This window comes from Dokdonella ginsengisoli (genome assembly GCF_042652785.1).
Lineage (GTDB): Bacteria > Pseudomonadota > Gammaproteobacteria > Xanthomonadales > Rhodanobacteraceae > Dokdonella_A > Dokdonella_A ginsengisoli.
In genome coordinates this window covers 392,942-407,351 of record NZ_JBHSHD010000002.1, presented here as the reverse complement: position 1 = coordinate 407,351, position 14,410 = coordinate 392,942, and the positions used below count along the sequence as shown (strand labels likewise).

At 72.7% G+C, this 14,410-nt stretch carries 9 protein-coding genes; 6 read left to right on the top strand and 3 right to left on the bottom strand.

Translation table 11 applies throughout. The features are described 5' to 3' along the window. The 4 genes from ACFO6Q_RS02120 to ACFO6Q_RS02105 form a co-directional block, all read left to right on the top strand. A partial coding sequence (locus ACFO6Q_RS02120; RefSeq protein ID WP_380018838.1) for an ATP-binding protein occupies positions 1–1,941 on the top strand: 1,941 nt, incomplete at its 5' end. A gap of 152 nt (positions 1,942–2,093) precedes the next feature. Beyond that, positions 2,094–4,130, top strand: coding sequence for a hypothetical protein (locus ACFO6Q_RS02115; RefSeq protein WP_380018837.1), 2,037 nt, complete (start codon positions 2,094–2,096; stop codon positions 4,128–4,130). A gap of 689 nt (positions 4,131–4,819) precedes the next feature. Next, positions 4,820–7,120 carry a winged helix-turn-helix domain-containing protein gene (locus ACFO6Q_RS02110; protein WP_380018836.1) on the top strand — a complete coding sequence of 767 codons (2,301 nt, stop codon included), beginning with the start codon at positions 4,820–4,822 and terminating at the stop codon, positions 7,118–7,120. Between the two features lie 170 nt (positions 7,121–7,290). Further along, positions 7,291–9,693 (top strand): DUF4394 domain-containing protein, encoded by a 2,403-nt coding sequence (locus tag ACFO6Q_RS02105; protein WP_380018835.1) that lies wholly within the window; start codon positions 7,291–7,293, stop codon positions 9,691–9,693. A gap of 51 nt (positions 9,694–9,744) precedes the next feature. Here the strand turns inward: ACFO6Q_RS02105 and ACFO6Q_RS02100 are convergent, their stop codons facing one another. Further along, positions 9,745–10,605, bottom strand: a complete 861-nt coding sequence (locus tag ACFO6Q_RS02100) for a pirin family protein (RefSeq protein WP_380018834.1) — start codon at positions 10,603–10,605, stop codon at positions 9,745–9,747. A gap of 192 nt (positions 10,606–10,797) precedes the next feature. Here ACFO6Q_RS02100 and ACFO6Q_RS02095 point away from each other — a divergent pair, with 192 nt between their 5' ends. Further along, positions 10,798–11,832 (top strand): NADP-dependent oxidoreductase, encoded by a 1,035-nt coding sequence (locus ACFO6Q_RS02095; RefSeq protein WP_380018833.1) that lies wholly within the window; start codon positions 10,798–10,800, stop codon positions 11,830–11,832. A gap of 37 nt (positions 11,833–11,869) precedes the next feature. Here the strand turns inward: ACFO6Q_RS02095 and ACFO6Q_RS02090 are convergent, their stop codons facing one another. Both ACFO6Q_RS02090 and xth read right to left on the bottom strand, forming a co-directional pair. Further along, entirely contained in the window at positions 11,870–12,526 is a 657-nt protein-coding gene (locus ACFO6Q_RS02090; protein WP_380018832.1) for a YecA/YgfB family protein, read from the bottom strand. Then, entirely contained in the window at positions 12,516–13,289 is a 774-nt protein-coding gene (xth, locus tag ACFO6Q_RS02085) for an exodeoxyribonuclease III (protein ID WP_380018830.1), read from the bottom strand. Before xth ends, ACFO6Q_RS02090 begins: the two co-directional genes overlap by 11 nt. Positions 13,290–13,356: 67 nt before the next feature. On the opposite strand from xth, the gene ltaE reads away from it, so the two are divergent. Next, positions 13,357–14,367 carry a low-specificity L-threonine aldolase gene (ltaE, locus tag ACFO6Q_RS02080; protein WP_380018829.1) on the top strand — a complete coding sequence of 337 codons (1,011 nt, stop codon included), beginning with the start codon at positions 13,357–13,359 and terminating at the stop codon, positions 14,365–14,367. Positions 14,368–14,410 lie beyond the last annotated feature (43 nt).

The following is a 14,410-nucleotide window of genomic DNA, read 5'->3' as shown; positions in this document are numbered from 1 at the left end:
GCGCTGTTCGCGCTGCCGGCGATCGCGGCCGCCGCCTACGTGCTCGACGGCGGCGCCGCGCCGCCGGCGCCGGCCGCCGCGGCGCAGGCGCTCGGCGCCGATGCGGTCGCGGTGCTGCCGGTCGCGGTCGACGCGGCGGCGGAATGGTCGTGGCTGCGGCTGGGCCTGATGGATCTGGTCGCCGGTCGCCTGCGCGGCGCCGGTCTGGCGGTGGTGCCGAACGAGACGATGGTCGCACTGATGCGCGGCGCCGCTTCCGACGCGGCCGCGCTCGCCGGCGACGTGCGTGCGGCGACCGGTGCGCGCCGCCTGCTCGCCTCCAGCGCGTCGCGCGGCGCGAACGGCTGGCGCGTGCGCCTGGAACTGCGCGAGGAAGGCGCCGACGACGTCGTGGTCGAGGCGCAGCAAGCCGATGCCGCCGCGGCGGCGCGTGCGGCGGTCGCGCAGCTGCTGATGCGCCTGGGCAAGCCGGTCGCCGCCGAGTCCGGCGCGGCCACTTCGGCGCTCGACGACGTGCGCCAGCGTGCCGAAGCGGCGCTGCTGTCCGACGAACTCGACCGTGCGCGCCAGATCATCGAGAGCGCACCACCGGACCTGCGCCAAGCGCCGGAACTGCGCCTGCGCCTGGCCCAGGTCGACTTCCGCAGCGGCCGCATGGCGGCGGCGCGCGACACGCTGGACCGCCTGCTCGCCGACGTGAGCGCCGAACGCGATCCGGTCCTGCGCGCGCTGGTGCTGACGGTGTCCAGCTCGGTGATGATCCATCTGGGCGACACCGCCGCGGCCGGGCGCGACTGCCGCGAGGCGGTCGCGCTGCTGGCCGAGCGCAACGAACCGGGCGTACTCGGCCGCGCGCACACCGCCTGCGGCATCGCCGAGGCGGTCGGCGGCCGCTTCGACGAGGCGATGGACGATTTCGCCAAGGCGCGCGTCGCGCTGGAGATTACCGGCGATGCGCTCTCGCTGGCGCGCATCGAGGCCAACGAAGGCCTGATGGAGAACACGCGCGGCCGCTACGCCGAAGGGCTCGCCGTCATGCGCCGCTCGGAGGAACGCTTCCGTCGCCTGGGCGGGCGCAACGAGATGATGATGGCGATCGACGACCAGATCGATTCGCAGCTGGCCCTGCTGCAGCCGGTCGACGCCCTGGCGACCAGCGAACGCAGCTGGGCGCTGCTGCCGCAGATCAGCAATGCGGACCTGCAGCGCTCGCTGAAGGTGCAGCACGCGCGCGCGCTGGCGGCCAACGGCCGCCTCGGCGAGGCGGCGGCGTTGCTGGTGCAGGTCGCCGACGCGATGACGCCGGGGCAGGACCTGCCGGTGCTGGGTCACGCGCGTGCGGAACAGGCGCGCATCGAGCTGGCCACCGGCCGCGCGCCGGCGGCGGCCGCGCATGCGCGCGCCGCGGTCGAGGCGCTGGCCGGCCCGGATCGCGCGCGGGCGCGTGCCGGCGCCTGGCTGACCCTGGTGCGCGCGCTGCGCGCCTCGTCGCAGGACGGGGACGCGGCGCTGGAGGCCAGGCGCCTGCTCGACTGGTCGGCCAGCGTGCAGGTGCCGGCTGCCGCCGTGCTGGCGACGCTGGCCGAGGCGGAGCGGCAATGGCCGACGCAGCGCGCAACGGCATCGGCGGCCTACGAACGCGCGCTGGCGCAGGCCGAGCGCAACGGCATCGCCGCCGACGTCGCCGAGGTCGCGGTGTCCTGGGGCAATGCGCTGATCGACGTCGGCGACACCGAGCGTGCCAGCACGGTGGTCGGGCGCGTGCAGCGCTGGGCCGACGCCGACTTCGCCTCCAGCCTGCTGCAGGCGCGGCTGTATCGCGCGCTCGGCCGCGACGAGGCCTGGCGCGGCGCGCTGCAGCGCTCGCAGCGGCTGGCCGGCGAGCGCGTGATTCCGCCGCCGGTCGCCGCGCCGGTGCTGGCCCCGCCCGCGTCCAAGTGACTGAATCCGAAGCGATTCACGAAACGGCAATGCAGCGATAACGGAGCGCGAGTGAGGCGCCGGAACGGCGGGGGCACGCTGCCGCGGTCGAGTGCCGGACCGGTTCGCGCCGGTCGGTCGACCCCCTGACCCTCTTCCGGAGACGATTCCCCATGGCCTTGCTCCCTGTCCATCGGACAGTCAGCCGCTTCCTGCAGCGCAGCCTGATCCTGATCGCGTTGTTCCTGATCGCCGCAATGACCGTGCGCGCGGCGTCCGTCGCGCCGAACGCCGAAGACTGGGCCACGCAGCGCGTGCTCGATCCGCAGGGGCTGGGCTACGACAAGTTCGGCCGCGCGGTGGCGATCTCGGGCACGGTGGCGCTGGTCTCCGCCTCCGAGGCCACCCTCGGCGACAACGCCGCGCAGGGCAAGGTGCTGGTCTACGAGCGCGCCGCCGACGGCGCGTGGAACCTGACGCAGACCCTGCTCGCCAGCGACGGCGCGGCCTACAACGAGTTCGGCTGGTCGGTGGCGGTGTCCGGCCGCGTCGCGGTGATCGGTGCGATCAACGCGAAGATCGGCGAGCACAACTCGCAGGGCGCGGCCTACGTGTTCGAGCGCGGCGACGACGGCGTCTGGGCCGAGACGCAGAAACTCGTCGCCGCCGACGGCACCTCGGTCGACTGGTTCGGCAGCGCGGTGGCGATGGACGGGGAGACGATCGTCGTCGCCGCCTACGGCGCGCACTACAACGACCAGCTGATGCACGGTTCGGTCTACGTCTACACCCGCATCGACGGCGCGTGGACGCAGACCCAGCAGCTGGTCGCCGCCGACGGCGACGTCGGCGACGGCTTCGGTTCGGCGATCGCGCTGTCCGGCGCGACCCTGCTGGCCAGTTCGCCGGGTGCGCAGATCGACGGCCGCCACGCGCAGGGCGCGGTCTACCGCTTCGCCCGCGTCGACGGCGTGTGGAACCAGGCGCAGAAGATCGTCGTCGCCGAGGGCGTGGAGAACGACCAGCTCGGCAGCGCGCTGGCGGTCGACGGCGACACCGCGCTGATCGGTGCGATGTGGCGCGAGGGCGGTGCGGGCGTGGTCTACGTGTACGGCGGCGCGGGCGGCGACTGGACCCAGCGGCAGCGGCTCGCCGCGAGCGACGGCGCCGCGCGCGGCCCCGACGGCATCGGCCTGCCGCCGACCGACAATTTCGGCATGACGCTGGCGCTGCAGGGCGACACCGCGCTGGTCGGTGCCAGCAACGTCACCGTCGACGGCACCGAGGGACAGGGCGCGGCCTACCTGTTCCGCCGCACCGGCGACGCATTCGGCGGTGCGCACACCTTCACCGAATACGACGGCATCGTTTCGCCGTACTTCGGCGCCGCGGTCGCGCTCGACGGCGACGAAGCGCTGATCGGCATGTACGGCTACACGCCGGACTGGGACCACTACCAGCAGGGCGCGGCGTATTTCTACCGCCGTACGCCGGGCGGCATCCCGGCGTCGGAGCGCGCAGCGCTGGTCGACCTGTACGACAGCACCAACGGCGCCGGCTGGTGGGACATGAACGGCTGGCTCGGCGAACCGGGCACCGAATGCAGCTGGACCGGCGTGACCTGCGACGAGACCGGCGCGCACGTGGTGGGGCTCAGCTTCGGCTTCACCAACATGGTCGGTACCTTGCCGCCGACGTTGAACCAGCTGAGCGCACTGGTCAGCCTGCAGATCGCCGACCAGAGCCAGCTCGGCGGCACGTTCCCCTCGCTCGCCGGCCTCGCGCAGCTGCAGACGATCGACGTGCGCAACACCGGCCTGACCGGCGCGCTGCCGTCGCTGGCCGGCCTGACCGCGCTGCAGTCGGCGACGTTCCTCGGCAACCGGTTCGACGGCGCGATTCCGCCGTTCGGCGCGCTGCCGGCGCTGACGTGGTTCTCGGCATCCGGCAACCAGCTCACCGGCACGATTCCCTCGCTCGACGGCCTGCCGGCGCTGAGCGGCTTCTTCGTCGGCGGCAACCAGCTCAGCGGGCCGCCGCCGGCGCCGCCGGCCGGCCTCGGTGAGTACGGCGGTGAGCTGTGCCCGAACGCGCTCGATCCCGTCGACTCGCCGGCCTGGGACACGATCACCGGCATCACGCCGTGGTACCGCGACTGCACCGCGACGCCGCCGGACGCGATCTTCGGCGACGGCTTCGACGGGTCGTGAGGGAGCGATTCCGGCGCCGATGAGGAAATGCTGCGAAGGAGATTGTCTCGCACAGACGCAGAGAACCAGAGAGAAAGTTTTTCCTCCGCGTCCTCTGCGCCTCTGCGAGAGATCGCTTTGAACGGAGCTGTCATTCGCGCAAGCGCGAGTCCAAAGCCGATGGATGCCCGCGTTCGCGGGCATGACGTCGGGAGTGTTGGGGGCGTGCGTCCGCGCAGAGGAATGCGAAGGGAGTTCTCGCGCAGACGCGCAGACGCTGCGGAGGTGCGGAAACGAGGGCAACGAGTTTCTCCTCCGCGCCCTCTGCGCCTGTGCGAGAAATCGCTTTGAAGGGAGCCGTCGTTCACGCAAGTGCGAGTCCGAGCCGAACCGCGACGCCGATGAGCGACTGGCGCGAAGGAGATTGTCTCGCAGAGGCGCAGAGATCGCAGGGAACCAGAGAGGAAGTTTCTCCTCCGCGTCCTCTGCGCCTGTGCGGGAAATCGCTCTCAAGGAAACCGTCATTCCCGCGCAAGAGCGCCGCTCGTCAGGTGAGGAGAGGCGAAAGCATTTTTCTCGCCGAGCGCCCGGCCGGGGGGCGACCCTCGTCGCGGCGCCGCGGATCGCCGCACGCCGGCGGCCGGCGTTCGTGCAGAATCGGGCGCAACGTTTCGCCCGACGATCCCGATGCCGCGCCGGCCGCCCCTGCAATGAGTCGATCCGTTTACCGCTTCGCCACGTTCCGCCTGGACGTGGCGGCGCGCGAGCTGCATTCCGGCGGAAAGCTGCTGACGGTTTCGCCGAAGGTGTTCGACGGCCTGGTGTGGCTGATCGAGCATCGCGAACGCGCGGTCGGGCGCGACGAGCTGATCGCGGCGATCTGGGGCCGCGTCGACGTCACCGACGCCCAGCTCGGCCAGCTGATCCGCAAGCTGCGCCGCGTCGTCGGCGACGCCGGCGAGGGGCAGTCGATGGTGCGCACCGTGCCGCGCTTCGGCTACCGCTGGGTGGCCGAAACGAGGCTCGCCGACGCCGGCGATGCCGTCGTCGAATCCCCCCCGCCCGGCCGCACGCCACGCCGGATCGCCGCGGCCGTGGCCGCCGCGGTGCTCGCGCTTGCCGTGGTGCTGGGCGCCTGGCTCTGGCACGCACGCCCGGCGCTCGACGCGAAGGACGCGGTCGCGGTGCTGCCGGTCGCGGTCGAGCCGGAGGCGGATCCCGAGTCGGCCTGGCTGCGGCTGGGCCTGATGGACCAGATCGCCGAACGCCTGCGCGAAGCGGGCCTGCGCGTGGTGCCGAGCGGAAACATCGCGGCCACCGCGCGCAACGACGGCACGCCCCTGCTCGGCGAACAGCGCGTCGGCGCCGCCACCGGCGCAGGGCGCTTCGTCGTCGCCACCACGCGCCGCGTCGCCGCCGGTTGGGTCAGCCGGATCGAATGGCGCGACGCCGATCGCGTGCTGCGCGAGGTCGAGGCGAACGGGGATTCGGCCGTCGCGGCGACGCGCCAGGCCGGCAACCGCCTGCTGCTGGCGCTGGGCCGCCCGGCGGGCACGGACGTCGAACAGGGCGATGCGCCGAATGAGCAGTGGCTGCAGCGCATCGACGCGGCCGTGCTCGATACCGACTTCACCACCGCGCGCAGCCTGCTCGACGAAGCACCGGCGGACCTGCGCGGCACGCCGGCGTGGCTGCTGCGCCGCGCCGACGTCGATCTGGCCACCGAACGCATGGAAGCTGCGCGCGCGGGCTATCTCGAGCTGCTCGGCCGGCTGCCGGCGATCGACGCGACCACCCATGCGCGCGCGCTGATCGGCCTGTCCGGACCGGTCGCGCAGGCCGGCGACCTGGCGGCCGCGCAGCGCAGCCTCGGCGAGGCGATCGGTCTGCTGCGCGGCATGAACGCGCCGCAGCTGCTCGGCGAGGCGTTTTACGGCCGCGGCCTGTTCCGCATGGTGCAGGGCGATCTGGACGACGCCGAAGCGGATTTCTCGCAGGCGCGCATCGCGCTCGAACTGGCCGGCGACAGCCTGCAGCTGGCGCGGCTGCAGGGCCAGCAGGCGACCTTGCTGGCCCTGCGCAACCGCCATGCCGAATCGCTGGCGATGTGGAACGCCGCCGCCGACCGCTTCGAGCGCTTCGGCGACGCGGAGAAATTCGTCGACGCGCTGGGCAACTGCGCCACCGAGCAGCTGTACCTGCTGCAGCCGCAGGGCGCGCTGGCCACGGTGCGGCGCGCCGAACCGTGGCTGGCGCGGCTGGACCATCCGCTGAGCGAGGCGCTGTTCGGCTTCACCTTCGCGCGCGTGCTGGCCCTGAACGGCCGCACGCGCGAGGCGCGCGAGAAATTCCAGTCGCTGCTCGGCAGCGCGGCTTCCGCCGAGATCGTCGGCATGCCCGCCGCGGTGCAGGTCGAGCTGGCGCAGCTCGACTTCGAGCAGGGCGACGCGGCGTCGGCGGCGCGGCGCGCCGAAGCGGCGATGCGCGCCCTGGCGGACCCGGCGCTGGCCTCGACCCTGTACGCGCGCATCCGCAACAGCGGCTGGCTGGTGCTCAGCCGCAGCCTGCGCGCGACGGCGGCGGCGAAGACCGAAACGGCGCCCGGGCGCCTGGACGCGCCGTCGAACGATGCCGGCATCGGCGCGATCTACCGGAACCTGGTCGAGGCCGAAACGCGCTGGCCGGTCGACCCGGCCGCCGCGACGCGCGCCTACGAGGCGAGCCTGGCCGCGGCGAAAGGCGCGGGGGCACCGGCGGACGTCGCCGAAGTCGTCGTCTCCTGGGGCATGGCGCTGATCCGCGCCGGCCAGGCGTCGAAGGCGACGACCGTGGTCGGCCAGGTCGCCGACTGGGCCGGCGAGGACTTCGCCTGCGCCGTGCTGCAGGCGCGCCTGTACCTCGCCCTGCGCCAGCCGGAGGCCTTCGCCCGCGCCTACGCCGCGGCGCAGCGCCTCGCCGGGGAGCGCCCGCTGCCCGGCGACCTGCTCGCCGCGTCCACCCAGCTGCGCTGAGTGGCGTGCGCGTGGTGTCGTAAAAATCCTGCGTTTTCAGGCGATTGTCGGATTCGGCAACGGACCGGTCACGCATCGGCGGCGTATCGGGAGGGACTCTTGGCCTCTGATCGGCATCGACCCGTTCGCGGCGACGCGAGCGCCATCCACCCAGCTCGGGGCAAAACCACGTGGCCAGACGCATCCATCCCATCCTGCCGGCCTTCGCCGCACTGACCCTCGCCTGCGCCGCGCAGGCGGACGAGGGAGCTTCCCTCCGCACGCGCTCGACGCTGCCGCCCGCGGCGCAGCCGGCGCGCCCCGCCGCGGTCGCCGCGCAGGCGACGCCGGCCTCGATCGGGCAGGTGCTCGGTTCGGTGCCGGCCTACGCGCTGGAGATGAGGCTCACGTTCGCGCGCCAGTATTCGACGTTCGACGTCTCCTCGCCGGCCAGCTCCGCCTCGATCGGCCCGCAGCCCACCGACTCCACCCTGTGGACGGCCACCTTCGTCGGCAACGACTTCAGCAAGCAGTACCTGATCGGCGACGAGAACGTGCTGCGCACGATCAGCACCGCCGACGCGACGGTCACCGACGTCGGCCCGGCCGCCTCGCCGGTCGACGGCGAATACTGGGTCGGCATGAAGTGGGATCCGACCACCGACACGGTGTTCGCGGTCGCCTGCAACCACGTCGTCGGCATCGGCTGCCACCTCTACACGATCGACCCGGCCACGGCGGCCGTCGCCACGGTCGCACCGCTCGCCGGCGGCGCGGCCGACTACCTGCCGGTCGACATCGCCATCAACTCGGCCGGCGAGATGTACGCGGTGAGCATCATCGAGCCGTACGACAACTACCTGATCAAGATCGACAAGACCGACGGCGGCGTGCAGGTGATCGGGCCGACCGGCGTGAGCGCGGCCTACGCCCAGGGCATGGACTTCGACAAGAGCACCGACACGCTGTACTGGACCGCGTTCGGCGCACTCGGCGCGGGCGGCGCGTTCCAGGGACAGGTCTACACGCTCGACGTGAACACCGGCGCGGTCACCCTGCTCGGCCCGACGCCCAACGGCGGCAGCGAGATCTGGGCGCTGGCGATCGCCACCGCCGCGCCGTCCGCCGAAGGGCATTCGTGGACCTTCGACGACGTCGCCGCGCCGGCGCTGCCGGCCGGCTGGAGCACGGCCGCCGACGGCGTCGACACCGCCTGGGCCACGCAGTCGGACGTGTTCGACAGCGCGCCCAACGCCGCGCACATTGCCGAGGCGGAGGCCGCCGGCGAGGCGAGCCTGTACAGCCCGGTGGTGACGCCGGCGGCGGGCAGCGAACTGGCGTTCCGCCACCGCTGGGCGCTGGAAACCAGTCCCTACGACGGCGGCGTGCTGGAGATCTCGATCGACGGCGCGCCGTTCGACGACATCCTCGCGGCCGGCGGCAGCTTCGTCTCCGGCGGCTACACCAACACGATGTTCGGCTGCTGCGGGGGCAACCCGATCGGCGCGCGCGAGGCCTGGGCCGGCGGCACGCAGGCCACGTTCCTCAACACGCGCGTGACGCTGCCGGCGGCCGCGGCCGGGCACGCCGTGCAGTTCCGCTGGCGCTTCGGCACCGATTCGTCGACGGCGGCGCCCGGCGCGAACGGCTGGTGGATCGACAGCGTCACGCTCGGCCCGGCCGGCGCGAGCGGTCCCGCCGCCGCGCTGTCCGCACCGAGCCTTGCCCTCGAGGTGCCGGCCGGCGCGACCGTCGCCGCGCCGATCGTGCTGACCGACGTCGGCGCCGCCGCGCTGGACTATTCCACCGCGCTCGCCGCCGCCGACTGCGCCGCGCCGGGCGGCGTGGACTGGCTCAGCTCGACGCCGGCGTCCGGCCAGCTCGCCGCCGGCGCGTCGGCGCCGCTGTGGATCGCGGTCAACGCCGCTTCGCTGCTGCCGGGCGATCACTCGGCCGTGCTGTGCGTGGCGACCAGCGATCCCGACCACGCCCTGCTCGCCGTGCCCGTGACGGCGACCGTCACCGCGTCGGCGAGCGGCGACGGACTGTTCTGCAGCGGTTTCGAATCCGGAGAGGACGGGCAGTGCGGCGGCGCTACCGTGATCGGCGACGTGGTCCGCAGCGGACCGCTGAACTGGCCGGTGCCGGCCGACCTCGACGGCATCGCCATCGACCTCGTCACCGGCACGCACGGACCGTGGAGCGCGGACCGCATCGACGACGTCAACCTGTACGCCAACGACGGCGGCAGCGGCCAGGCGCTGTACGTGTACTGGTACGCCGACCTCGTCACCGAGGCGGCGGTCGGCGGGGTGGTCGACGTCGGCGGTTCGGGCGGCATCCGCTATTCGGTGCTGCAGAGCGGCGCGCTGGTCGGCCCGTACTCCACGGTCTTCTTCGCGCCGAACTCGACCTCGCTCGACAACTGGCTGGCCGGCGCGACCGGCTATCTCGGCGTGGAGTTCTACAACGAGCAGACCGGCCAGCTGAACTTCGGCTACGTGCACCTGCAGGCCGGCGGCGGGGCCGGCTTCCCGGCCACCGTGCTGGACTACGCCTACGACCGCAGCGGCAACGCGATCACCATTCCGTGAAACCGCTCCGGCGGCGGTCGCGTGACCGCCGCCGGAATGGCATCGGCACCGTCAGAACTTGCCGGACTGGTAGTCGCGGATCGCCTCGACGATCTGCTCCGGCGTGTTCATGACGAACGGGCCGTAGCGCGCGACCGGCTCGTTCAGCGGCTTGCCGGCGACCACGATCAGGCGCGTCGGCGTTTCGCCGGCGCCGATCAGCAGCGACTCGCCGTCGCGATCGAGCACGGCCAGTTCGCTGTGCGCGACGCGCCGGGCCGCCCCGACCGGGCCGAGTTCCGCCGCGCCTTCGTAGACGTAGGCGAACGCGCTGTGGCCGGCGGGGATCGAAGCCACCGCGCGCGCGCCGGGCGCGAGTTCGAAATCCAGGTACAGCGGATCGATCGCGATGCCCGACACCGGCCCGGTGGCGTCGCCGTAGCGTCCGGCGATCACGCGCACGCGCACGCCGTCGCCGGCGTCGACGAGCGGGATGCGTTCGGGCGCGATGTCCTGATAGCGCGGCGCGGTCATCTTGTCCTTCGCCGGCAGGTTGACCCACAGCTGGAAGCCGGCCATCAGGCCGTTCTCCTGCTCGGGCATCTCCGAATGCACGATGCCGCGCCCGGCCGTCATCCACTGCACGCTGCCGGGCGTCAGCAGGCCCGAGTTGCCCTGGTTGTCGCCGTGGCGCATGCGCCCGGCGAGCATGTAGGTGACGGTCTCGAAGCCGCGGTGCGGATGGTTCGGAAAGCCCGCGAGATAGTCGTCGGCCTGGTCCGAGCGGAACTCGTCGAGCAGCAGGAACGGGTCGAGCATGTCGAGGTCGCGCTGGCCGATCACGCGCGTCAGCTTCACGCCGGCGCCGTCCGAGGCCGGCTGGCCGCGGAACGTGCGCGCGACGTGGCGGGAGGCAGTGGCGGTTGCGTTCATGGATGTCTCCATCGGGAAGACGGCCAAGATGCGCCCGCCTGCGGGGCGCGACAAGCATCGTGGCGTGAACGCTCCGGCGCGGCCGGGAGACAGTGCCGCGGCGGCCGCCGCGTGCCACGAGCGCGCCGCGCCGAGCCTTGATTCGCCGTAAAGCATCGCAAGCTCAGCCAGTCCCCTCCCATGGACCCGGCCATGTCGCCCACCGCTACCGTCAACCGCCGCATCGTCCTCGCCGCGCATCCGCAGGGCGCGCCAAAGCCCGAGGATTTCCGTCTCGAGCACGTCGAGGTGCCGGTGCCGGCCGAAGGCCAGGTGCTGCTGCGCACGCTGCATCTGTCGCTCGATCCGTACATGCGCAACCTGATGGACGAGGTCGGGCCGAGCTACATGCCGGCGGTGCCGCTGGGCCGGACGATGGTCGGCGCCACGGTCAATCGCGTCGTCGCCTCGCGCCATCCGCAGTTCCGCGCCGGCGATCTCGTGCTCGGCAACGCCGGCTGGCAGGACTACGCGCTGTCCGACGGCAGCGACCTGCGTCCGCTCGGCGAGATGGCGCAGCCGTCGCTGGCGCTCGGCGGCCTGGGCATGCCCGGCTTCACCGCCTACGTCGGCCTGCTCGACATCGGCCAGCCCAAGCCCGGCGAAACCGTGGTCGTCGCCGCGGCGACCGGTGCGGTGGGCGCGGCGGTCGGGCAGATCGCAAAACTCAAGGGCGCGCGCGTGGTCGGCATCGCCGGCGGCGCGGACAAGTGCCGCTACGCGGTCGAGGAACTGGGCCTGGACGCCTGCCTCGACCATCGCGAGCCCGCGCTGGCCGAACGCCTCGCCGCGGCCTGCCCGGACGGCATCGACGTCTACTTCGAGAACGTCGGCGGCGCCGTGTTCGACGCGGTGCTGCCGCGGCTCAACGACCACGCGCGCGTGCCGGTCTGCGGCGTGATCGCGCACTACAACGACAAGACGCTGCCGCCCGGCCCGAACCGGTTGCCGCTGGCGATGTCGATCGTGCTGCAGCGGCGCGTGCGCGTGCAGGGCTTCATCATCCTCGACCACTACGCCGAGCGTTTCGACGCGTTCCGCCGCGACATGGGCGAATGGATCGCCTCGGGCCGCGTGAAGCTGCGCGAGGACGTCGTCGCGGGACTGGAGAACGCGCCGGCGGCGTTCACCGGCCTGCTCGAAGGGCGCAACTTCGGCAAGCTCGTGGTGCAGGTGGCGCAGGACTGAAACCCGCCGCGCCGCCGTCGGGCGGCGCGGCGGCCGCTCAGTGCACCCAGCGGCCGCCGCGGCGGCGCGGCGGCGTCAGCGATCCTTCGTCGCGCGGCGCGGCCTGCTCCTCGGCGCTGAGCGGATGGTCGCGCCAGTAGTCGGCGACCGCGCCGACCGCCTGCGGGATCTGCGCCAGGCATTCGTCGTAGTCGTCCTCGCCGAGCGGCGCGAATTCGGCGTCGCTCTCGAACACGCCGTCGTCGATCGCCAGCGCGATGATCGGGCCGAGCAGCTCCATCAGCTCCGAATCGTTGCCCAGGCGGCCTTCCCACGACGGCGCGCGCAGGTCGATGCCGCGCGAGAAGCCTTCGCACCAGCCGCGCGCGGTGAACGCGGGATGTCCTTCGTCCATCTCCAGTTCGCCGAGGATCGGCTCGTAGGTGCCGGTTTCCAGTTCCGGCGCGATCGCGTCGTTGAGGCGCGCGAGCAGGGTCAGCACGCGCTCGCCCTCGTCGGCGTCCGCGAACGGCTCGTGCAGGATCTCCGGCAGCCATTCCTCCGGCTTCGCCGGCGTCGGGCCGATCGCCAGCGCGGTCAGGAAGCCGTGCACGCCGTCGAGCAGGAGGTCTTCCTCCTTCGCGTGCGTGCGCAGGAAGCGATCGAGTTCTTCCAGATCGCTGTCGCTCGGCGAGCTGGGCCAGTCAGCGACCATCGTCGAGCTCCACCGTGACGGGTGTGTGGTCGGAGGCGCGCTCCCAGGTGCGCGGCGTGCGGTCGATCGCGGCCGCGCGGCAACGGCCGCGCAGCGCCTCGGAGACCAGCATGAGGTCGATGCGCAGGCCGAGATCGCGCCGGAACGCCGCCTGGCGGTAGTCCCACCAGCTGAAATGACCGGCGTCGTCGTGGAACAGCCGGAAGCTGTCGACGAAACCGAGATCGAGCATGCGCCGCAGCGCCTCGCGCTCCGGCGTCGAGCACAGGATCTGCTCGTGCCAGGCGGCCGGATCGTGCACGTCGCGGTCGTCCGGAGCGATGTTGAAGTCGCCGAGCACGACCATGCGCGGATGGCGGCGCAGCTCCTCGCCGAGGAAGGCGGTGACCCTGGCCAGCCAGTCGAGCTTGTAGGCGTACTTCTCGCTGCCGACGGCCTGGCCGTTGACGACGTAGAGATTGACGATGCGCACGTCGCCCACGGTCGCGGTCAGGATGCGCCGCTGCGGATCCTCGAAGCCGTCGATGCCATGCTGCACGTCGGCGATCGGCTCGCGCGCGAGGATCGCCACGCCGTTGTAGGTCTTCTGTCCCGAGAACGCGCTGTGATAGCCGGCCGCCTCCAGCGCGGCGACCGGGAACTTCGCGTCCTCGAGCTTGGTTTCCTGCAGCGCGAGCACGTCCGGTCGCGCCTCGCCGCACCACTGCTCGACGTGCGGCAGGCGCACGTTCAAGGAATTGACGTTCCAGCTCGCGATCTTCATCGGCCAAGTGTAGCGGAGCGGGCGCCGCCCTCGTTACGCTGGCGGTCCGCGACGAGGAACGACAGGCATGACGATCGATTTGCGCAGCGACACCGTGACCCGGCCGAGCGCGGCGATGCGCGCCGCGATCGCCGCCGCCGAGGTCGGCGATGACGTCTACGGCGAGGATCCGACGGTGGCGCGGCTCGAGCGCCGGCTCGCCGACGACCTCGGTTTCGAAACGGGCCTGTTCCTGCCCAGCGGCACGCAGAGCAATCTGATCGCCCTGTTGTGTCACTGCCGCCGCGGCGACGAGTACCTGGTCGGCATGGAGGCGCACACCTACAAGTACGAAGGCGGCGGCGCCGCCGTGCTCGGCTCGATCCAGCCGCAGCCGATCGTCCATGCGCCGGACGGCACGCTGCCGCTCGACGCGCTCGAGCGCGCGGTCAAGCCGGACGATCCGCACTTCGCGCGCACGCGCCTGCTCGCGCTGGAGAACACCTGGCACGGTCGCGTGCTGCCGCAGGACTACGTGGTCGCCGCGGCGGCGTGGGCGCGCGGGCGCGGGCTCGCCGTGCATCTGGACGGCGCGCGCCTGTTCAATGCGGCGGTCGCCAGCGGCCGGCCGCCGCGCGAACTCGCCGCGCCGTTCGACAGCGTGTCGGTGTGCCTCTCCAAGGGGCTCGGCGCGCCGGTCGGTTCGGTGCTGCTCGGCGATGCGGCGCTGATCGGCGAGGCCAGGCGCTGGCGCAAGATGCTCGGCGGCGGCCTGCGCCAGTCCGGACTGCTCGCCGCCGCCGCCCTGTACGCGCTCGACCACCACGTCGAGCGCCTCGCGCAGGACCACGCGCGCGCCGCGCGGCTGGCCGCGCTGCTGCACGGCCTCGACGGCATCGCCGTCGCCGCGCAGCACACCAACATGGTCTTCATCGAGGTCGACGCCTCGCGCCTGCGCGCGCTCGACGCGCACCTGCAGGCGCACGGCGTGCGCGCGAGCATCGGCTACCTGCCGACGGTCCGCCTCGTCACGCACCTGGACATCGACGACGCCGCGATCGAGGCGGCCGGCGCGGCGTTCCGCTCGTTCGCCGCCTGAGGCGCTCCGCTTCGTCGCCCGGCAGGTTCCTCGCCGGGCCGGT

Coding starts and splice junctions, on each gene's coding strand:
- ACFO6Q_RS02095 (WP_380018833.1), top strand. CDS start 10,798: ATGTCGCCCACCGCTACCGTCAACCGCCGCATCGTCCTCGCCGCGCAT.
- ACFO6Q_RS02110 (WP_380018836.1), top strand. CDS start 4,820: ATGAGTCGATCCGTTTACCGCTTCGCCACGTTCCGCCTGGACGTGGCG.
- ACFO6Q_RS02100 (WP_380018834.1), bottom strand. CDS start 10,605: ATGAACGCAACCGCCACTGCCTCCCGCCACGTCGCGCGCACGTTCCGC.
- xth (WP_380018830.1), bottom strand. CDS start 13,289: ATGAAGATCGCGAGCTGGAACGTCAATTCCTTGAACGTGCGCCTGCCG.
- ACFO6Q_RS02090 (WP_380018832.1), bottom strand. CDS start 12,526: ATGGTCGCTGACTGGCCCAGCTCGCCGAGCGACAGCGATCTGGAAGAA.
- ltaE (WP_380018829.1), top strand. CDS start 13,357: ATGACGATCGATTTGCGCAGCGACACCGTGACCCGGCCGAGCGCGGCG.
- ACFO6Q_RS02115 (WP_380018837.1), top strand. CDS start 2,094: ATGGCCTTGCTCCCTGTCCATCGGACAGTCAGCCGCTTCCTGCAGCGC.